The 21,093-nt window shown below is 41.6% G+C and carries 15 protein-coding genes and 1 pseudogene; 4 read left to right on the top strand and 12 right to left on the bottom strand.

The features are described 5' to 3' along the window. Positions 1–5 precede the first annotated feature (5 nt). Positions 6–1,493, bottom strand: coding sequence for a tagaturonate reductase (locus RHS_RS19355; protein ID WP_047834093.1), 1,488 nt, complete (start codon positions 1,491–1,493; stop codon positions 6–8). Between the two features lie 112 nt (positions 1,494–1,605). Beyond that, positions 1,606–3,087, bottom strand: coding sequence for a UxaA family hydrolase (locus RHS_RS19350; protein WP_047834092.1), 1,482 nt, complete (start codon positions 3,085–3,087; stop codon positions 1,606–1,608). Between the two features lie 228 nt (positions 3,088–3,315). Here RHS_RS19350 and RHS_RS19345 point away from each other — a divergent pair, with 228 nt between their 5' ends. The 3 genes from RHS_RS19345 (at position 3,316) to RHS_RS19335 (ending at position 7,042) form a co-directional block, all read left to right on the top strand. Then, on the top strand, positions 3,316–4,323 hold the full coding sequence (locus tag RHS_RS19345) for a LacI family DNA-binding transcriptional regulator (RefSeq protein WP_047834091.1): 1,008 nt from the start codon (positions 3,316–3,318) through the stop codon (positions 4,321–4,323). 27 nt (positions 4,324–4,350) lie between these two features. Further along, the gene (gene uxaC / locus RHS_RS19340) at positions 4,351–5,775 is read left to right on the top strand and encodes a glucuronate isomerase (protein WP_047834090.1); all 1,425 of its coding nucleotides are present in this window, start codon (positions 4,351–4,353) and stop codon (positions 5,773–5,775) included. Between the two features lie 157 nt (positions 5,776–5,932). Next, the gene (locus RHS_RS19335) at positions 5,933–7,042 is read left to right on the top strand and encodes a DUF362 domain-containing protein (RefSeq protein ID WP_027295896.1); all 1,110 of its coding nucleotides are present in this window, start codon (positions 5,933–5,935) and stop codon (positions 7,040–7,042) included. Between the two features lie 155 nt (positions 7,043–7,197). Here the strand turns inward: RHS_RS19335 and RHS_RS31400 are convergent, their stop codons facing one another. The 10 genes and pseudogenes from RHS_RS31400 to RHS_RS19290 form a co-directional block, all read right to left on the bottom strand. Continuing rightward, positions 7,198–7,578 (bottom strand): hypothetical protein, encoded by a 381-nt coding sequence (locus tag RHS_RS31400; RefSeq protein ID WP_052377965.1) that lies wholly within the window; start codon positions 7,576–7,578, stop codon positions 7,198–7,200. 82 nt (positions 7,579–7,660) lie between these two features. Beyond that, positions 7,661–10,660, bottom strand: coding sequence for a glycosyl hydrolase (locus RHS_RS19325; RefSeq protein WP_047834089.1), 3,000 nt, complete (start codon positions 10,658–10,660; stop codon positions 7,661–7,663). Between the two features lie 20 nt (positions 10,661–10,680). Further along, positions 10,681–11,532 (bottom strand): carbohydrate ABC transporter permease, encoded by an 852-nt coding sequence (locus RHS_RS19320; RefSeq protein ID WP_052377964.1) that lies wholly within the window; start codon positions 11,530–11,532, stop codon positions 10,681–10,683. Between the two features lie 10 nt (positions 11,533–11,542). Further along, entirely contained in the window at positions 11,543–12,451 is a 909-nt protein-coding gene (locus RHS_RS19315) for a carbohydrate ABC transporter permease (RefSeq protein WP_044293600.1), read from the bottom strand. A 112-nt stretch (positions 12,452–12,563) separates the two neighbouring features. Next, a pseudogene (locus tag RHS_RS31395) lies at positions 12,564–12,716 on the bottom strand (DUF6783 domain-containing protein); the annotation flags it as partial. Between the two features lie 27 nt (positions 12,717–12,743). Then, entirely contained in the window at positions 12,744–14,114 is a 1,371-nt protein-coding gene (locus tag RHS_RS19310) for an ABC transporter substrate-binding protein (protein ID WP_027295893.1), read from the bottom strand. 167 nt (positions 14,115–14,281) lie between these two features. Next, complete coding sequence (locus tag RHS_RS19305) at positions 14,282–15,796, bottom strand: response regulator (RefSeq protein WP_047834088.1); 1,515 nt, start codon at positions 15,794–15,796, stop codon at positions 14,282–14,284. Then, positions 15,777–17,504, bottom strand: coding sequence for a sensor histidine kinase (locus RHS_RS19300; protein ID WP_027295891.1), 1,728 nt, complete (start codon positions 17,502–17,504; stop codon positions 15,777–15,779). Before RHS_RS19300 ends, RHS_RS19305 begins: the two co-directional genes overlap by 20 nt. A 164-nt stretch (positions 17,505–17,668) precedes the next feature. Continuing rightward, positions 17,669–18,592 carry a YitT family protein gene (locus RHS_RS19295; protein ID WP_044289637.1) on the bottom strand — a complete coding sequence of 308 codons (924 nt, stop codon included), beginning with the start codon at positions 18,590–18,592 and terminating at the stop codon, positions 17,669–17,671. A gap of 89 nt (positions 18,593–18,681) precedes the next feature. After that, positions 18,682–20,076: a glycoside hydrolase family 140 protein gene (locus RHS_RS19290; RefSeq protein WP_047834087.1), complete on the bottom strand. Its 1,395-nt coding sequence runs from the start codon at positions 20,074–20,076 to the stop codon at positions 18,682–18,684. A 189-nt stretch (positions 20,077–20,265) separates the two neighbouring features. Here RHS_RS19290 and RHS_RS19285 point away from each other — a divergent pair, with 189 nt between their 5' ends. Continuing rightward, entirely contained in the window at positions 20,266–21,075 is an 810-nt protein-coding gene (locus tag RHS_RS19285) for a glycoside hydrolase family 43 protein (protein WP_395023010.1), read from the top strand. Positions 21,076–21,093 lie beyond the last annotated feature (18 nt).

The raw sequence follows: 21,093 nt of genomic DNA, 5'->3' as shown, positions 1-21,093 counted from the left end.
TTTACTTATATACACTCTTTCATCACTTCATAGCTTCCATTTCGCAGAATTTTGTCCAAATATCCTGCCACGGCATCTTCAAACCCTTTGATATCCGTCAGATCTTCACCCCAGAATTTCGTATTTCTGCAAACTGCATTTGCCAGCATTTTTGCGTTGTCGTTACGATGTTCATAAAAGAACTCCAGTACTTCCCTGTCATCCCGGATCAGATATCTGTCTTCTCCTCTGACTGCTTCCAAACCATTTTCGGTCAGATGACTGCCACGATAGAACGCGATGTAAAATGCGAAGGATGCTGTAATGCATACAGGCAGCTTCCCGAACTTTTCTACATATCCTTTCAGGGATGGCATGACTCTGGCCTTCCACTTGGATGTAGAGTTCAGGGATATATCCAGAAGTGCATGGTCCACAAAAGGATTATTAAATCTTTCTGTTACAGCTGCTGCAAATTCTTCCAGTTCTTTTTGTGGAAGTGATAACGTTGGTATAATTTCATCATAAATAGTCTGATTCATAAATTTACAAATGGTCGGGTCATTCATACAATCCCGTACAATATTCTGTCCTGCCAGGTATGCCCCCAGAACCATTGAAGTATGAGCACCGTTTAAGATACGCACTTTACGCTGTTTGTATGGTTTATGGTCATCGCAGATAATGACGGGAAGCCCTGCCTTTTCAAATGGGAGTTCTTCTTTCAGGCTCTGTGGCCCTTCAATGACCCAGAAACCAAATACTTCTCCCGTGTCGATTAAGTTATCTTCATAGCCCATTTCTTCACACAGCGCCTGTGCTTCATTTTTGGGATAACCAGTTACGATACGGTCTACCAATGTGGAACAGAATATGTTTTCAGACTTGATCCACTGGGTAAATGTTTCCCCAAGATTCCACTGGTCTGCATACTGAAGGACGCACTTCTCCAGTTCTTTTCCGTTATTATCAATCAATTCACAAGATAAGATGATGAAACCTTTTCCTTTTTCCGTCCCGTAATTCAGAAAACGCTGGTATAAGAACTGTGTTAGCTTTCCCGGATAGCTGGATGCGGGACTGTCGGTAAACCGGCAGGCCGGATCATAGACGATCCCTGCTTCTGTAGTGTTGCATGTGATAAAGCGCAGATCAGGATTCTTGGCACATTCCAGTACCGCATCAAACTCTTCATAGGAATTCAGACATCTGCTGACACAGGAAATCACTCTTTTATCATTTACTTTCTGACCATTTTCAAATCCACGCAGAAACAGGGTGTATAATCCTTCCTGCTCATTTATTCTTTCCGAAAGCCATGGAGATGAAATTGGTTGGCAAAGCACTACTTTTGACTGAAACCCTGCTTTTTCATTCATCATATCAATCCAGTAATCCACAAATGCACGCATAAAATTGCCTTCGCCAAATTGTAAAACTCTTTCCGGCGCCTGCTCCAGCAGATACCCCTCATACCCCTGTTCTTTTAGTACCTCATAGCTTAATTTTTTCATATTTTATATCCAACCCTTCCTAATTATAATTAAATAAACATGCTATTTATAACTGAATACACATCTATTTTGCTTACGTTGTATCTGTACTGCCGGTTCATCCTGCTTATCATTACAGGGTAACACCCTGTTTAAATATTGCCATATCGTGAAATCCTGCTTTTTCCGCCTTTACCTGTTTTCCGGAAGCTACATCCAATACATAGCAGAATAATTCTTCAGCCATTTCATCCAATGTCTTCCCTTCTGCCAATTTGCCGCAGTTAAAGTCGATCCAGTTGTCCTTTCTGGTACTCAGATCTGTGTTGCTTGATATTTTTACCGTCGGTACCGGCGATGCAAACGGAGTTCCTCTACCGGTAGTAAACAGAACAATGTGCGCGCCGCCTGCCGCCAGTGCCGTAGACGCTACCAGATCATTTCCCGGAGCACTGAGCAGGTTCAGCCCTTTTTCTTCTACTGTCTCACCATATGCCAGAACTCCCGTAACCGCTGCTTTTCCACTCTTTTGTGTACAGCCCAGGGATTTATCTTCTAAAGTGGAAATTCCTCCTTTTTTATTTCCCGGAGAAGGATTTTCATAAATTGTCTGATTGTGGCTGGTGAAATAATTCTTAAAGTCATTGATCAGATCTACTGTCTGATGAAATAACTGCTGATTCTTACAGCGGTTCATCAGAAGTGTTTCCGCACCGAACATCTCCGGCACCTCTGTTAAGATCGTGGTTCCTCCTTTTGCAATCAGCATATCGGAAAAAGCCCCAACTACCGGATTTGCTGTAATTCCGGACAAGCCATCCGAACCACCGCATTTCATACCTATGACCAGTTCCCCGGCATCTATTTTTTCTCTGCTGTCACGTCCGGCATATTCTGCTATTTCTTCTATTAATGACAGCGACTCCTGGATTTCATCTTCACAGTCCTGAGCCACCAGAAACCGCACTCTGTCCTCATCAAAATCTCCGATATATTTCTTCAGTTCATCAATATTGGAATTTTCGCATCCAAGTCCAAGAACCAGGACCCCACCTGCATTTGGATGATTAACCAGATCAGCCAGAATTTTTCTGGTGTTTTCCTGATCTTCTCCCATTTGGGAACAGCCGTAAGGGTGCGGAAAAGCAGCAACCGCATCAATGGTTCCCTGTACATATTTCTGGGCTTTTTGTTCAATTGCATTCGCCACATTATTTACACAGCCTACCGTTGGGATAATCCAGATTTCATTTCTGATTCCAACTTTTCCGTTTTTCCGCCTATACCCCTCAAAACTGGCACCTGTTCCGACCGGCATATCTGTTGGTACTTTTTCATAGGTATATTCCAGCAGTTCACCCAGCCCGGTCTGAATGTTATGAGTATGTACCCAGGCGCCCGCTTCAATTGCATCCTTTGCTATACCAATTGGACTTCCATACTTTATCACCCTGCTGCCTTTGCTCATCTGTTTCAGTGCAAATTTATGACCTTGCATGATATCCTCATTTAGAATCACTTCTACCCCATCTATGATGCAAGCCATCCCTTTCTTCAGGGGTTTTAATGCAACAGCTACCGTGTCACTCTGATGAATTCTGATATAATCCTGCATAATACCTTCCTTTCCTTCACTGTTTCTGACTTTTCTTATTCTTCATCCTAATTCCATGTCTTAATTATGTAAGTACTTACATTTAACTTACATCAAATAAACTTTTGTGTCAACAAGATTTTTTATTTTTCAAAATATATCTTGATTTTATAGTATTAAACTATTATAATGACTTTAATTCCATTTTGTAAGTATTTACATTATTCTCAGGAAATCGAGGTAGCCCAGATGAACATCTATGATATTTCAAAAAAAGCCGGTGTATCCATTGCTACCGTATCCCGCGTGTTAAATGGAAACGAGAAAGTCAGTGCAAATACCCGTCAAAAAGTCTTAAGAGTAATGGAAGAGGAAAGTTACAGTCCAAATGCCTTTGCAAGGGGGCTGGGTCTCAATACCATGAAAACTATTGGTATTCTCTGTGCAGATTCTTCTGATGCCTATCTTGCAAGTGCCGTTTATTATCTGGAACAGGAACTTCGGCGTTTCGGCTATGATGCACTGCTGTGCTGCACCGGATATGACCTGGATCAGAAAAAGAAATATCTTGAGATATTGCTTTCCAAGCGGGTAGATGCCATTATTTTAGCAGGCTCTACTTTTGTAGAACAGGCAGATAAAAACAATGAATATCTCCGCTTTGCTGCCAGAAAAGTCCCGCTTATTCTGCTAAACGGACATTTAGATGCTCCCGGAATTTACAGTTCCCTCTGTGACGATACCGCAGCAGTTGCGGGTGCCACAGAGAGGTTCCTGGTCAGCGGAAGGAATAAGCTGCTCTTTCTCTACCGGTCCCAATCTTACAGTGGACGTCGAAAGCTGGCGGGTTTTCTAAGCGCACATAACAAAAGAAACATACACGTGGAAAATTCACAAATGATCTGCTTTAACGGTTCCATACAGGATATCAAAGAACGGCTGCTCACTCATTATGCAAACTGTTTTCCATTTAACGCCGTAATCACCTCCGATGATGAACTTGCTATCGGCGTGCTGAAATTTGCTAAAGCTGCAGGACTTTCCATTCCCCGGGATCTGTCTATCATTGGATATAACAATTCAAAAATTGGAATCTGCTGTGATCCGGAACTGACTACGATTGACAATAAACTGGAGTTTTCTTGCAATCATGCGGTCTCTGTTTTAATGAGCGTTTTAGATGGCAAGAAAGTACCTGCTAAAACGGTCATTACCGCTGAAATCATTTTGCGGCAATCCACAGATGATCACTTTTAATTCAAACCCTTAAGGAGGATTTTAACTATGAAACAATTTATGGACAAAGAATTTTTACTTTCAACACCCACTGCCAGCAGGCTTTTTCATGAATATGCAGATACTTGTCCTGTGCTGGATTATCATTGCCACATTAACCCCAGGGAAATAGCAGAAGATAAACAATTTTCCAACATAACAGAAGTATGGCTGGGCGGAGATCATTATAAGTGGCGCCAAATGCGTTCCAATGGAATTGATGAATACTACATAACAGGCGACGCATCTCCCCGGGAAAAATTCCAGAAGTGGGCGGAAACGTTGGAAAAAGCAATTGGCAATCCCCTTTACCACTGGAGTCATCTGGAACTTCAGCGCTATTTCGGATATACCGGCATCTTAAACCGGGATACGGCAGAAGAAGTCTGGAATCTCTGCAATCAGAAATTACAGGATCCTTCTATGTCCGTCCGTAATATTATTAAAATGTCGAATGTAACTCTGATCTGTACAACGGATGATCCCATTGATACACTGGAATGGCATAAGATGATCAAAGAAGACAGCAGTTTTGATGTTGCAGTCCTTCCGGCATGGCGCCCGGATAAGGCTATGAACATAGAAAAAGCAGACTTTACAGAATATCTTGCTAAACTTGCAACAGCAAGCGGCACACAAATTAAAGATTTTGCTTCCCTGAAGGATGCGCTCAGAAACCGGATGGATTTCTTCCATAATAATGGCTGTCTGGTATCTGACCACGCTTTGGAATTTGTTTACTACAGCCCGGCTGATGAATCCGAGATAGAAGCCATCCTGAAAAAGAGACTTTCCGGAAATACCGTTACAAGAGAGGAAGAATTAAAGTTTAAAACGGCATTTATGCTTTTTGCAGGACGGGAATATCATCGCCTTGGGTGGGCTATGCAATTGCATTTTGGATGCAAAAGAGATAACAACTCCTTAAGCTTTCGCAAGCTTGGACCGGATACCGGATATGACTGCATTAACAACTATGCTCCTTCTGCTTTGGCTGCGGATTACCTTAATGCCCTCATCTGCACAGACCAGCTTCCAAAAACGATCCTGTACTCCCTGAATCCTAATGATAATGCCTATATTGACGCTATCCTGGGATGCTTTCAGGATTCTTGTGCTATTGGGAAAATGCAGCATGGCAGTGCATGGTGGTTCAATGATCACAAACAGGGCATGACCGACCAGATGATTTCCCTTGCAAATCTTGGATTGTTAAGCAACTTTATTGGGATGCTTACGGATTCCCGCAGCTTTTTATCCTACACCCGTCATGAATATTTCCGCCGCATCCTGTGTGATCTGATTGGAGGCTGGGTAGAAAATGGAGAATATCCGGAAGATTATCAGGCATTAGAAGAAATCATTAAGGGGATTTCATATAATAATGCCGTACGGTATTTTGGATTTGATTTAGAAAATACACAGGAATCATAACTTAATTCACAGAAATTTTCCCGGGCGGCGAACAAAATCATTTGACTTAAAGTATGCTTTAAGTATTATAATTTATTTAACACAGCTTCTGTGCCCGCCTGGCAAATCATAATTCTGGTGCGCATCTGGAAGCAATAACGTTATCAGGAGGTAATCTATGGGAAAATCCAAGGTATATTTTACAAACTTACATACCAGAAACAATGACAATCTACAGCAAAAACTTGCACGTCTGATTAAAAAGGCAGGCATTGGCGATATTGATTTTAACAAAAAATATGCGGCAATTAAAATTCATTTCGGCGAGCCGGGGAATCTGGCTTATCTACGTCCAAACTACGCAAAGACCGTAGTGGATGTGATTAAGGAACTGGGTGGTAAACCGTTTCTCACAGACTGCAATACCCTTTATGTGGGGGGACGCAAAAATGCCCTGGACCATATCCAGAGCGCTTATGAAAACGGATTTTCTCCTTTTTCCACCGGATGCCATATCTTAATCGGTGACGGATTAAAGGGAACAGACGAGACCCTGGTTCCTGTAGAGGGCGGCGAATATGTGAAGGAAGCAAAAATCGGGCATGCTATTATGGATGCGGATATTTTCATCACACTGACACATTTTAAAGGCCATGAAGCTACCGGCTTCGGCGGAACTTTGAAAAATATAGGGATGGGATGCGGATCCCGTGCCGGTAAAATGGAAATGCACAGTGCCGGCAAACCATTTATTAAAACAGATGAATGTATCGGATGCGGCATGTGCAGCAAGATCTGTGCTCACGATGCAGCCGTTGTCACAGATAAAAAGGCTTCCATTAACCATGATAAATGTGTAGGATGCGGCAGATGTATCGGTGTCTGTCCCCAGGATGCCGTTAAAGCAGCCTCAGATGAATCCAACGATATTTTAAACCGTAAAATCGCAGAATACAGTAAAGCAGTGGTAAGCAAAAGACCGCAGTTCCACATCAGTCTTGTCATGGATGTTTCACCGTATTGTGACTGTCACGGCGAAAATGACATACCAATCGTTCCGGACGTGGGCATGTTCGCTTCTTTTGATCCGGTTGCACTGGATGTTGCATGCGCAGATGCAGTAAATAAACAGCCTGTAATTCCCGGAAGCCTTTTGGATAAGAGCACAGACCACTCTCATGACCACTTTCATGCCGTTAGCCCGGATACTGACTGGAAAGTTGGTATTGAGCATGCCGTTAAGATTGGGCTTGGGAATAAAGAATATGAATTAATTGAATTAAAATAAAAGCAGGCACAGGGTATGATAAGTGCCCCCATTGCACCAACGACAGATATCAGGATTTAAGCAGCAAGATAAATTAGAAATATGACACCCTGTTCCAGTCTGTCAAAGCGCTGTTCTCTCGGGAAAACAGCGCTTTTATTTATTTACATAATTTATTATCTAATCCACCATATGATCCCCATTCCAATCAGCACAATGCCCAGAATCCTGCCTATAAGAATACTCTTCTTTACGCCTGTCAGCTGTATCGTCTGAGGCGTACAGAAGGGAAACAGGGTTATGGCTGCCCCCAGAATTACAATCATCAGGCAGACGACCCATTCCCCCAGAATAAACGATGCAAAAGTACAAAGGATCATAGGTACAAATATCAATACCAGAAACAGTTTTTCATACTTCTTCGCAAAGCTTAGAAAATTTTCGCAATCCTCTTTACACTTTTCACCACAAAAAGTACAGGTTAGTCCATCTATTTTTTCAATAACAGCATTTTCTATCCCTTCGGGAATTTTTTTATTGCAGTACATACACTTCATAGTTCAAACCACTCCTTTTTCAAAGAACTTTTCCGTTATGTACTTAGAATAGCTCATACTTCCGCTGATTGCAATCCCCTGTTTACTTTTGAGTTGGTGTGGTAGCAGGATTCATCTGGATTCTGTCTGATTCACTGACACCGCCACATCCAAATGGTACAAATGAATACCTCTGTGTCCATGTAGTCTCCTGGGTGATATCGGGATTAACAATCTTATCCTCATATCCATAAATTCCTTTAAAGGTATTTGGTCCAACATAATTATTCTCACCCTTCATGTGATGATGGGGTCCAAGCAGATTCCGGTTCGTTCCAAGAAGCAGTACTTCTACCTGATTCTCTCCATCCACTAGCATCTCTGTAAGATCTGTCTCATAGGGTTCCATATATAGCAGTTTGTCTTTGCCATTGCAGCTGACTTTTACTGCTGCAGCGTCTACCCTGTTCAGACAAATCCACTGATGCATACCTGCTTTCTTTTTAATGGTTGTTCTGAACTTAAGATTTCCCCTGTAAAACCACAGACCCTGGGGGGTCACATCTGCGCTTCCATTTAATTTTCGGTAGTCTGACAGTATAAATCTTTCCGGGTCTGCGGTCCAATGTGTTGCTTGTCGCCAGTACCGTCCCAGGATATCTACTGAAAAATCTCCTTTTATATATATCGCCTCCGGTTCCACGGGATAATAAAAACGATTTACTTCTGTCTCAAACAGCCCTTCTACATCCTTTATATTATTCCCGGGCAAATAATATCTCAGAGTAATGGTATTCCAGCCCTCTGTCACATATTCGCCCAGTTCATATTCGTGGATTTTACGGTCCAGATACCAGCCTCCCCGACAGCTTGTAATGGATGCTTCATTACACCAGATACCGGTACAATCATCATCCTCTAAAGCTGCTATAAGTGGTGACTTGTTGCTTCTTCCATCAAAAAATCGATATTTGATATAGATCTCCCGGGCGTTTTCTCTGTTAATATGCTGATACAGCAGCGGATGCATTTGTACCACCTGCATCTCTTCGGAATAATGCTGTCCATCCAAGGAAAAGGACGCATAGTCCAGTGTCAGGGTATTCTCTCTGTCAGGTTCCCAGGTACCATCCAGCCGGTTCATAGATATTTCCTGATCTTCCTGACAGCTGCCTATTCCATCCTGTAATTCCATCAATACTGATTGATACCCGCAAAGCTTCAGTGATACCAGCGTCTCATCTTCTCCCCGGACAACAGCAAGCTGAGTTTTCTCTCCCGTTTCCGGATTCACTGTAAATGCGCTGCACTGACCTGCAACCTGTACGGTCAGTTCCCTGCAGCTGTCAACATATCGGTTCCACACATATACATAATCAGAAACATCCCGTTTTACAGCCACATGGAGACCATGGGCAAGATAGAAACCATTCTTCTCCAATACGGCTATCTTACGCTTATAATGAAGGGCTGCAAAACATTTCTGCCAAAAATTTCTGCTGTTCTGAATGACATGGCACTCATGTATCCAACTGCCTTCCCCCTGTAATCCCGGAACCTGGCTGGTAAATAAGACAGTCCCACCGTTTTCATGAAATTTCTGAAGAAGTTTCCAGGTATATTCCTCTAAGATTTCTGCCTTTGGAACAATCACATATCGATATGCACAATTTCCGATTAAAAATCTGTCACCTTCTACACTTCCACAGTCATGGATTACCTCTTCATCTCCCAGGTCAAATCCCACCTGTATATCAAGCAGATTCTCCAAAAGTTTTCGATAAGAGGCTGCATATTCTTCCTCAATGGCGTTTTGTTTCCCGTGATATAAATACATGGTTTTCAGCGGTGTGAGTACCACCAAATCTTCTGCCCATATCCCCTTTCCCATATAGGCACCAATCCCCTCCATCCACTTTGCCACGTGATAAAATTCCTCCCACCATGGTTCCTGGTAAGAGTAAAATGCTGGATAATCCCTTTTTCGGATTCCTTTGATAGAATGAGGACCAATATGCAGAACCGGAACATTAATTCCTGCCGCTGCCTGCCAGCCCCAGATATGACACATCTGCTCAAAGCTAATATTCCATCCTGCACAGCCAAAAGTTTCAGAAAGTACTTTTTTTCTGCCATACTGCTTTGCTGCACTGGTTACCTGTTTTGTCAGAAGAACAGGTGTAATCCGCCTCCCTAAATGGTCAATCCCAGGCATCTGCATGTATTTATATTTCGGCATGACCCCTGCTGTACTGCTCATCTGATGTATAAAGCTGTCTTCCCCTGGAAAATGCCCGGTAAATATAACTCCATTTTTTTCACACCAGTCATAGATCTGACCTGCAAAATTCTGCTGCATCATCTCCTGTACGGTATCCCAGTAATCTTTTCTGTATTGGTCCGTAAAATCTGTATTCTCTTCAAAAAGATACATATTCCTTAAGAAGGAATACCCATTGCGCTTCTGGAAATATGCTTCCAGCTCCTCACTGTAAGGCAGTCCCTGAAAACTATACTGTGGCTCGTCTGTAAAGAATCCGGGAACAACCGTTCCAAAATACTCTCCCAGTTCCTTTTTATATCGTTCATGTGTTACCTCTATGAACTTTTTTGTCACTTTCTCAGACAGTAGATCTACATAGTCAGGTTCTGTCATATAACAGAAGAACAACTCACTTTCCGATTCTTCTGCCGGTTCATAACCCTCTTTTGTTTTACGGAAGGATGCAAGGAAATGACTTTTCACAACCTCTTCTCTATTTCTTGTTGCTGCTAAATACTTTGCCTGGTATATGACGCCGCATCCATTGACAAGTCCCCCGGCAAATCCGCTGGGCCAACCATCCTCATCATAAATCCAGGCTTCCATCTGTAGCTGCTTTGCTTTTTCAGCTGCTGTACGGCAGGCATGGAACCATTCGTCAGATAGATATGGTGTAATAAGACCCGCTCGGGAATGCATAAAAAATCCTTTTAGACCCTGATCATAAAACTCCTGGATTCTCTGGCAGATGCTTTCATCATCCATTTCCTCATTCCATGCCCAGAAGCTTAAGGGAGCATAAGCGTTTAAATCCAGTTCCGGTAATTGTTGTCGTTCCATTTTTTTCCTCCTTGTGTGTCTTATTCCTTAACTGCTCCGCCGGTGAGCCCTGCCACAATCTGATTTGAGAACAGGAAGTAAAGCACCACTACAGGAACAAGGGTAATTACAACGGCGGCAAATGCATAATTCCAGTTTTTCAGAAAACTCTCCATATATTTATAAACACCCAGGGTAAGCGTTCTCACATTTGCCTTACCCAAAAATACCAGCGGCATATAAAAATCGTTCCAAATCGTAACCGAGTTAATTAGTGCAATGGTTGCCAGCACTGGTTTACAAATCGGCAGTATAATTCTCCAATAGATTGTAAATTCTCCTGCTCCGTCCAGTCTGGCTGACTCCTCCAATGCCTCCGGTATGGTGCTGAAAAATTTGGAAAAGACAAACACGGGAAAGGACATTCCTGCACCGTACAGCAATATTAATCCCAACAGATTATTTAAGAGACCAAGACTTCGCAAAATAATAAACAGTGGAAGAAGCCCCAGTTGTATAGGAAACATCAGGCCAAGCATAAAATAAGTCTGTACTGCACCTTTCATTTTAAATTTATAACGTGAAAGACCGTATGCGGTCATAGAAGCCAGAAAAATTAATAGGGAAATTCCACCCACAGTTAATATGATACTATTCATGAAATATCTCAAAAAATGATCCTGCGTCAATACCCTTTTGAAGCTATCCAACGTAAATTCCGCAGGTATACCAAAAGTATTTTTAATCAGTTCCCCTTTTGACTTAAAAGAATTTAATACTGTAATTCCAATAACTAAAATTGTGCTTAATGTTACAATAAAGAGCATTACGGAAAAGATGCCTCTGACCGTTTTTTCTCCTGCTGACCGGATAATTTTCTTTTCTTTATTCATTTTCCACCTCCTAATACTCGTATTCTACTTTAGACAGCAGCCTATTCTGAATCATGGATACTGTGAAAATGATGAAGAACATGACCACACTGATTGCTGATCCAAATCCCATATTCGACTGACCATTCAATGCACTGCCGAAGGTGTAACGGTAAAATACCATATTTACAAAATCCAGGGAATTATTTACTCCTCCGGTAGCACCTCCCAGGATATATGGAAGGTCAAAAATACCCAGTGCCCAGATTGTACTCATTATGATATTCGTAGCACAGGACGGAATGGACAGTGGTATTACAATTTTATACAGACGCTGCCAGTCATTACATCCATCAATCATGCTTGCCTCAATAACAGAGTCCGGAATATCCTGCATGTTCGCATAGAATATCATCATACCGGTACCGATCCCCTGCCACATAATTACAATTACCATCAAGGTAAACGCAAGTTTGGGGTTGCCAAACCAACTGCTTTTTTCAAGCCCCACAGAAGTCAGCATTTTATTCATAAAGCCGATATTAGGATCAAATAGTATAGTAGCAAAGAAACTGACTATGGTTGTACTGATTACATAGGGAAGAAACAGCATGAAACGATAGTATTTATGGCCTTTGATTTTAATGTATAAAAGATATGCAAGTCCAAACTGGATGGGTGTTATAATAACCAGAACTACAACCATATATTTGATATTATTTTTCAGAGCGTGAAAGAAAGTAGGTGAAATCCGGGAGTCCGTAAGAAGTACCCGAAAGTTTTCCAGTCCGGTAAACTTCATTTCCCCTAGCCCTGACCATTCATGTAAGCTGATAAACATAGCAAAAAATATTGGTACAATGATGAATACCGTATACATAATAAATCCCGGGGCTATGAATCCAATATACGGTCTTTTTTTCCTAATTTTATTCTTCATATTTATACCCATTGCATATTACAGGCTTACCTGCAATACTGCCACAAAAAACAGGTGAAAGAATCACAGTGTGGCTGCCTTTCCGTTTTTAAATTTTCTTTCACCGTTCCTCCTAAAAAGGATGCCCAAAGAATGATTCTTGGACATCCTCGAGAGCGTGTTGCAAATTGCTTTCTGACCGCTGCGCGTCACAGTTTGTGGGAGCTTTGTCCCGAAGGAAGGGCACGCAGCGGGCTACGTAACCTGAATCGGGGACAAATATGCCGCAAAGCGGGGCGCTTTTTAAGTGATATTACTGCATGACTTCTCCAAGATTATCCAACAATTCCTGGACCGTCATAGCTTTCGATGCTACTTTTACGGAATCTTCCTCCCATACACTGGTAGCAGATGCACCCTCTTTATTATATTTTGACAAATTTGACTGCCAACTGGTAAACGTTTCATCACAATCAGAAATTTCTTTAGCCACTTCATTAGAAGATTCAATTTTAGGGCTTCCGGAAACACTTCCCAGGGTTTGTACCCAATTGGTCTGCGCTTCCAGAGTAGCACAGTAGTTTAAGAATGCCATTGCGGCCTCTTTATTTTCTGTGCCGCTGTATGCAGAGAATCCATTAGCAAAGGTTCCTACCATACCTGAGGTGCCTTCTTCACTTGGAATCTGGAATGCTCCCAGATTTAAATCCGGATTATTTTCCTGAAAAGACGTGGTACTCCAGGAGCCTCCCACAAACATTGCTGCTTCTCCCGTAGTAAATGCCAGACTGGAACCATCATCATCTACTCCCAGCCATCCGTCTCCAAAATAGCCCTTGTCTGCCCATTCAAGCATTTTATTCAGAATATTCCCGAACCGTTCATCATTTGCTTTTGAACTGTAATCAGCTAATCCTCTGGTGTATTCCGGTTCTAAAGCAGATCCCATTGGCTCTACAAAAAACAGGAGCGGCCAACTTGTCATACCGGATAAGGAAATTGGGATTTTACCGCCCTCATCCAGGGCAGCCAGCAATTTTTCATATTCGCTGAATGTTTTCGGTACCTCTAAGCCAAGTTCATTGAAGATATCCTTATTGTAATAACAGGTTCTGGTATCAAATGTCATCCACGGTACGGAATAACGCTTACCGCCTATGGTTGCCAGGCCATAAGAAGATTCCTCCAGATCACCCATGTCAACAGCATCTGTAATATCCATAATTGCTCCCTGGGACACATATTCTGCCATCTGGGCCGTAGCTGTTCCATTTGTCCAGAAAATATCCGGTGCCTCACCTGCCTGAATTGACGTAGCCAGCAGGCTGTAATACTGATCGCTGGGTTTCACCTCATATTCTACCTCAACATCCGGATACTTCTCATTAAAGCCCTCAATCAACTGGTCTAAGGCATTTTCAAAATCCGTACTGTGTTCCCAGATAATAAGCTTCCCTGAAATATCAGCTCCTGCACTTTTCTCTGTATCTGCACTTTGTCCTGTTTCCGTATTCGCCTCTGTTTCTGTTCCTTTCTCTGTCTGTCCCTGTTCCACTGTTTCTGCTGCCAAAGTCTCCTTAGCAGTCTCCTGTACTTTTTCTGTTTCACCCTTACCGCAACCACCAAGCATGGTTCCAATCAGCGCTGCACTGAGCAGTCCGCATAAAATTTTTCTGTACTTCATTTTCTATCCCTCCATTTTTTTGTGCTCCGGAACTTTTGATAATTCTATTATAAATTTTTATACAAAATAAGACAATGAACATTCTTTTTCAAAAAGTTCATTGTCTTATCCCTCTTTTAACACAGCTGTTTATTTTCGTACAAAAAATTCACAATCTCACACAGGATTCACTTTTTTAAACCATTTCTGTATTCACGGATCGTAATACCCGTAATTTTCTTGAACAAACGGATCATATAATTCACATTATGAAACCCGGTAAGCTCCGAAATTGCCTCCAGAGAATAGGATCCGCTATGAAGATACTCTTTAACTTCTCCTATTCGTTTCTCATTGATATAGTTTATAAAGGTAGTGCCTGTATACTTTTTAAACATCTGGCAGAAATAGTTAACACTCATATAAAACCGCCCTGACACCTCAGCCAGCGTCAGCTGCTCTTTAAAATGTTCATCGATATATCTTAAAACTTTAGGAAAATCATCTGATTGATCCAATTTTTTTAAAATTGCTGTTATAAATCTGCCTATATGATCTATGGTAATATTCTTAAGAACCTTCATGCTGTATACGTCATATAATTCCTGATAGCTTAGATCATATTCCATGAATGCCTCTTTTTCCCCTTCCAAATGATAAAATTTTATCACATCACTTAACAAAACATGGAAGCTTTTCAGTATTGTTTCCTTTATACTCTCCGGCAATACTTTACGTATCCTGCACTGTACCAGATAGTCTTCCAGTTGTTCAATGAACCTTCTCATCCCATCCTCACTTATCAGACTTTCTATATCCAGCTGCAGATCCAGATAGCACTTCTCTGATGGAATATCTGCAAATATTTCCCGTTTATCATAGAAACGGTATTCAAGATTTTTAAGCGCTGTCTCATAATTTTCCTTCATCTGTCTTTGGTCATCAAACAGCCCGCTGATTCCCATAGCTAAGGACCGGTTCACATATAGCCTGGTATTCTGCTCCAACCTGTAATAGACACCGGATACCCTTTCCAGCCGGTTGCTATCCTCCATATCCTTCATAAATTGGAAGATTAGAAACATCCTTCCCTGACGATCCCGCAAAAGAGTGGCACATCTCGTCTGAGCTACCGCATCGTCCAGGACCTGAAACAGCATGTCCTCATCCAGATTCTGCGTTTTCTCTCTGCCGGAATCATCATATTCTTCCCAAAGCTTCAATGCCGCAATCTGATACATTACCTCCTCGCAAGAAGGTTCTCTATCCGGCCATATCCCAGGTTTTTCCTTTTGGGACAAAGACACTGCCGGAGCTTCACTGCCGGTCTCACTCTGTTTCTTTTTATAGATTTCCCGAAGCTCATTGACCAGAATATCCTCACATACCTCCTGCTTGAGCATGTATTTATCCGCGCCCAGATCCATGGCATCCCGTACATATTCAAAGTTTTCATGGCAGCTTATAATAACAATGCCGCAGTTATAATTACATGCCTTTAGCGCTTTGATATATTCCAGTCCACTCATCTGTGCCATCTCAATATCAGTCAGAACGATATCCACTTCATCCCGTTCCATATATGCCAAAGCTTCCTTCGCCGTTGCAAAAGTACCTTTTACCTCAATATCCTCGTATCCTTCCAGATAAGTCTTTATTCCTAAACGAACCAGTACCTCATCATCAACAATCATTACTTTCATTTCTGAATCCCCCCTGCTTCTCAACCGGCAGCAGATAGCTGACCTTGGTTCCTTTTCCAATCACACTCTCGATCGTCATACCAAAAGGTTCTCCATACTCTAGTTTAAGCATCTGCTGTACATTTTCCAGTCCGATTCTCGTGTGCCTGGTATCCGGATCTCTTTTTTCCTTTAATTGCCCTACCTCAAATCCCACTCCATTATCTGTAATTTCCACATGCAGATACTTATCCTGATAAACCCTGATGCAAATCATTCCAATTTTTTCTGATTGATTCAATCCATGAATAATTGCATTTTCTACGATCGGCTGTAATAGAAATCTTTTTATCTGCAGATCCATGGTATCTTCATCCGCCCGGATCATCAAGTCGAAATTTAAAAATCGGGCTTTTTGTATGTTGGCATAATTTTGCAGAAGCTCCATTTCATCCCTGATCGTATTATTTTCATCTGTCCTTTTTGACATATTCATAAAGATCTGAATCAATGATTCTATCATCTGTCTTATATTTTCCTGCTTGTTAATCACCGCAATCCATTTAATTGTGTTCAGTGAATTATAGATAAAATGAGGACTCATCTGCATCATCAGCGCCTGCATTTTGAACTCATTTTTTTCTTTTTCCTCTTCTTTTACATCCTCCATGAGGTGTTTCACTTCCTGAACCATGGTATTAAAATGATCTGTCAGCTTTTTCATCTCACCTGTTTCATGACTGTCCAACTGAATATTCAAATCACCTCTGGCAAACTGGTCCACTCCATAGGTAAGATTATTTACCGGAAGAAAAATCTGTTTTTTCAGTATCCTGAAAATTAATACCATAAACAGCAGTATCACGCACAATGACCCCCAGAACACACTGGCAATGCCCTGAAATTCCTGTAGAATCGTACTTTGGGGCATAACACTTAAAACTACGTATTTTGTATCATAGGATGTTCGGAACACCAGCAAACTTTTTTCACCTGCTATTTTCTCAGTGGTATGATTGTTCTTTTTGATACTTTTCTTATAAATCTGCGCTATTTCTCCTACCATATTCGGATCTTCTTCCGGCGACCAGACGAGTGTTCCATCTGTCAGCATAAGAAAATTTCGGGACCCACTTAGAAAATCCGTCCTTTTAAATATATTTTTCATCAAAGCTCCACTCATATAGAACCAAAGGACTCCTGCTTCTTCTTTGTCTTCGTTATAAAGCACTCTTCCTGCTATTAGTATTTCCCGTCCACGTCCGGAATAGGGGTGCACATTTTCCATGGGCAGCCAGACAAACCTCCCATTTCCCGCAGATACCTTTTCATGATATTTTTCACAGACTGCTTCCTGTTCGATAAATTTTTTACCTGTCACATACGTTTGATCCGGCCCTTCCCATATGGCAGTCAGAAGACCACTGTTTGTATTAATCAGATTATCCAGCACTTTATGTACCCTTTCCCTGGCAAATACATTATCTTCATTTTCATATCCATTGTAGTAAACCGACATCGACAGGTTTTGATACCCGGAGCAGATGTCATCCAACTGCTCCTGCATGGAATATAAATTATTTGTCTGATTTTCAATGGACATTTTATAAGCATAGTTGGAAATAGTTCTATAAAAAATGATGAAAAGCAATAGAAACGGGATAATAACCAGACATAGAAAGCTGATTGTAATCCGGTTTCTTATAGATAAGTTACGAAACCTCCCCATTCAGAAACCCCCCTTTTGACAGCATTATTTCTTTCAATATAACTTGAATCTTCAATAATTACAAGAGAATATATGACTCTCTTCGGTGAAATTTCTAAAGCTATCCGACTTGTTTAATCGGGTGAGCTGAGTAAAGAACGCTTTGCGAATGGGGATTGTGTACTCTATGCTTTTTGCATCGCATTTTGCGGGAAATCCAGTCTGTTCACCCGGTCCATAGCTTCTCCTATCTGCCTGGTAGTAAACCCTTCGCCATGAACTTCATTAGATTCCATTACGATTAAAAACGATTTCGGATCTGCAGCTTTTACGGCTTTCTGAACAAAATACATTTCTTTATTATTGCAGGCACATAAGACGACCTGGCGCTCATCCTGCTTGTAGCCTCCCATTGCATTCATAATAGTAGAACCTCTGCCGCAGCACTCTTCTATCACCTCTGTAACCTCTTTTCCATGGTCGGTAACGACGATTGCCAGCTTTCCGGCATTGATTCCGTACATTACTTTGTCTACAGCCAGGGCAAAGATGAAGTTAATGATCATACCATAGATAATTCCATCTACATCTTTGAAAATAATACCGCCTGCCAATATAATTCCCACATCAGTTAAAAATGCAATTCTTCCAAGAGGCAGATAGGGCTTCAAAGCTTTCACCGCCATGATAATGAAGTCCGCACCTCCCGTAGAAGAGTTTGCCATATAAATAATTGCATATCCAAAACCACCGAAAACTCCGGTGCAGATAGCTGCCAAAAGCCTGCTTCCCTGATATACAGGCAGTAAAGGACCAATAAAATCGATCATCAGTGAAGAAATGACCATACAACGCAGTGACCGGAAGAAAAATCCTTTTCCCAGTAAACGGTAGCAGATCAATGCAACCGGAATATTCAGTACTATCGTAGTTGCTCCAACCGGCAGATCAAACAGACGGTATAATATAATGGATATACCGGAAAATCCGGTCATTGGAAAGTTCGCGTGTAATGCAAAATTGTAGATGCCTATAGCGATTAAAAGACTTCCCAAAAGTTCGATCCCTATAGTTTTAAAAGTTGATTTTGTGAAAATTTTCTCTCTCATTTCAGAAACCCTCCTAAATTTAATATAATTTACAACGAAAAAAAGCCATTGCGAAATATAATAATATAATTCGCAATGGCTCTTGTCTATTACACAATATCATAGGATTCCGGATCTGTCAACACCAAAACCCAATCTCCATGACCCTCTCCTTTAAAAGGAGGATGAAATTCCATTTGCTTTTGATTCATCTTTTGATTCATCTTTTGATTCATCTTTTGATTCATCTTTTGATTCATCAATTGTCCTGCAAAACTGTATACCCCAGTTTCCGGATCCATCCAGTAGGTATCTAAATTATTAGGATAGGCAGATAAATCCAGCGTAAAAGGTTTCCCCAGATAAGAATAGCAGATTATAAAATCTTTTCCGGCAAATACACTGACTCTCTCGTACTTTTCTCCCTGACCGGATACCAGAAGATGACTCGCGGGAACACCATTTTGATAATCCACCTGTTCCATCAGATTTTTCAAATGCTTCATTTGGGAAGATCCTGCGTTATGTATTGCTTCTTTCCATTCCTGTTTCACCCCGAATGCCCCTTCTCCGTCTTTTTTTGTATAGAACTGCATAATGCTGTTATCCCCGTAAGTGTGCCCAAATGCACCTTCTAATACAGACCAGTAAGCATATCTGCGGACATCCCAGGACTGCCAGTATCCCTGGGTTTTATCATGTAACCCCTGCAGTACCTGTTCATAAGACGGCTCTCCGTCAATGGTCGGTTTTATTGGAATCAGGCTATGGTCACGTTTTACATATTTCCAATTGTCTTCCCCGTAATTATCCGGGTTCTTTCCATTATCATCCCAGGACTGCATCACAAGCTGGTCATATCTGCGGTGCCCCGACTGGAACATATTAAAATCCAGCCATTCTTCTTTGTGAAACCAAATGGAGGATGAAGTCCTTCCAAAGGGATGAAACGCTACAAGCTGTCCCTTACACCCCTGTTTCAGTCTTGAACCAATTCTGCAGAATACTTCCGGCGCTGCTTCCCCTTTCACATCTCCTCCTACCAGCCAGATAATATTGGGTCTGCTGCCAAATCGATCAATTAAAAAGTCCAGGTAGGCATCAGCATTTTCCAGGTTCAGATAGCCTCTTGCCACATTTCCTCCCCATGCAGGAAGCAATGCCATATACAGGCCAAGTTCCTCCGCCATATCAACCATTGCTTCTGTTCTTTTCCAGTAATTCCCCTCCAGATCGCAGACTGCGAAATCTTCATTTACAAGGGCATTACTTCCATCAATGTTCTTCTGCGGCCACTCATGAATCAAAGTGGTCTGGATTACGTTATATCCCTTTTCTTTACGGTTTCTCAGATATCCCCAGGCTTCCTCCTCCGTTAAGTGGCTGAACATCAGCCAGGCTGTATCTCCAAGCCAAAAAAAAGGTGTTTCCCCATTTGCCAGATATCTTCCGTTGCTGCTTACGCATAAGGTCCCCTTATCCCAGGGTTTCTTATTATCAATCATAGCTTTTCTCCTGCTTCTTCATTTTTATCGCACATTATAATTATTAATAGTATATCAGACAACTTTGTAAAGTTCTAATAATTTTGTTAGTATTCCGTCACGGTTTCTATTATACTAATTAGAAAACACTACCTGAATTAGCCGCAATTCACACCCGGCTTTGCGGCATAGGAGGCTGCCATGTATATTATGAGTTACTCAAAAGACGAGACACAATCCCTCTATTTAGCTTCCAGCGAAGATATGTTTCACTGGAAAGATTTAAATAACGGGGCACCTGTCCTGGATCTGAAAGACCAGGGTAAAATTATCCGGGACCCTTATTGGTTTATGGATAATCAGGGACTTTTCCATGTACTTTTCACAGATAACTGGAACAGCACGACCATCGGCCATGCCATATCACGGGATCTGCACAGCTTTGAATTGGAAAGCTTTATTCCTGTCATGGGAGATAACAGCGACGTTGCCAACTGCTGGGCTCCTGAAATATTTATGGACCATGAAACCAATGAATACGTACTGATCTGGTCATCCAGTTTTTATTCCAGGAACACAGACAAACGTATCTCGAATCGAATTTTCAGCTGCCGCACAGTTGATTTTAAAAGCTTTAGCAAACCGCGCAAATTTTTTGATCCCGGACATCAGGTCATTGATGCTACGGTTACTTTCAAAAACGGAATCTATTATATGGCTTTTAAAGACGAACGGGGACATAACAGTCCCGACTCTCCCTACTGCGCCATACGTACTGCTATTTCTACCAAAGCAAACGGACCTTATTACAATATATCTGCCCTGCTGACACCCTGGCGAAGCGAAGGTCCGATCCTGGTTCAGCATAATTCTGATTTTTATATGTTCTACGATTCCTTTGGTGACCAATGTTACCGGGGGATCAGAAGCAGCGACTTTGAGAACTGGACTGATATTTCAGACCAGATGGAATTCCCCGAAAATTGTAAACACGTATGCATTCGTGAATACAAAATGTAAAATGCAAAGCCTATCCTT

This window comes from Robinsoniella sp. RHS (genome assembly GCF_001029355.1).
Taxonomy (GTDB): Bacteria; Bacillota; Clostridia; order Lachnospirales; family Lachnospiraceae; genus Robinsoniella; species Robinsoniella peoriensis.
This window is presented reverse-complemented; position numbering and strand designations above follow the sequence as displayed.

Coding starts and splice junctions, on each gene's coding strand:
- RHS_RS19305 (WP_047834088.1), bottom strand. CDS start 15,796: ATGAAAGTAATGATTGTTGATGATGAGGTACTGGTTCGTTTAGGAATA.
- RHS_RS31400 (WP_052377965.1), bottom strand. CDS start 7,578: ATGAAGTGTATGTACTGCAATAAAAAAATTCCCGAAGGGATAGAAAAT.
- RHS_RS19355 (WP_047834093.1), bottom strand. CDS start 1,493: ATGAAAAAATTAAGCTATGAGGTACTAAAAGAACAGGGGTATGAGGGG.
- RHS_RS19315 (WP_044293600.1), bottom strand. CDS start 12,451: ATGAAGAATAAAATTAGGAAAAAAAGACCGTATATTGGATTCATAGCC.
- RHS_RS19345 (WP_047834091.1), top strand. CDS start 3,316: ATGAACATCTATGATATTTCAAAAAAAGCCGGTGTATCCATTGCTACC.
- RHS_RS19295 (WP_044289637.1), bottom strand. CDS start 18,592: ATGAGAGAGAAAATTTTCACAAAATCAACTTTTAAAACTATAGGGATC.
- RHS_RS19300 (WP_027295891.1), bottom strand. CDS start 17,504: ATGGGGAGGTTTCGTAACTTATCTATAAGAAACCGGATTACAATCAGC.
- RHS_RS19320 (WP_052377964.1), bottom strand. CDS start 11,532: ATGAATAAAGAAAAGAAAATTATCCGGTCAGCAGGAGAAAAAACGGTC.
- RHS_RS19285 (WP_395023010.1), top strand. CDS start 20,266: ATGAGTTACTCAAAAGACGAGACACAATCCCTCTATTTAGCTTCCAGC.
- RHS_RS19290 (WP_047834087.1), bottom strand. CDS start 20,076: ATGATTGATAATAAGAAACCCTGGGATAAGGGGACCTTATGCGTAAGC.
- uxaC (WP_047834090.1), top strand. CDS start 4,351: ATGAAACAATTTATGGACAAAGAATTTTTACTTTCAACACCCACTGCC.
- RHS_RS19310 (WP_027295893.1), bottom strand. CDS start 14,114: ATGAAGTACAGAAAAATTTTATGCGGACTGCTCAGTGCAGCGCTGATT.
- RHS_RS19325 (WP_047834089.1), bottom strand. CDS start 10,660: ATGGAACGACAACAATTACCGGAACTGGATTTAAACGCTTATGCTCCC.
- RHS_RS19350 (WP_047834092.1), bottom strand. CDS start 3,087: ATGCAGGATTATATCAGAATTCATCAGAGTGACACGGTAGCTGTTGCA.
- RHS_RS19335 (WP_027295896.1), top strand. CDS start 5,933: ATGGGAAAATCCAAGGTATATTTTACAAACTTACATACCAGAAACAAT.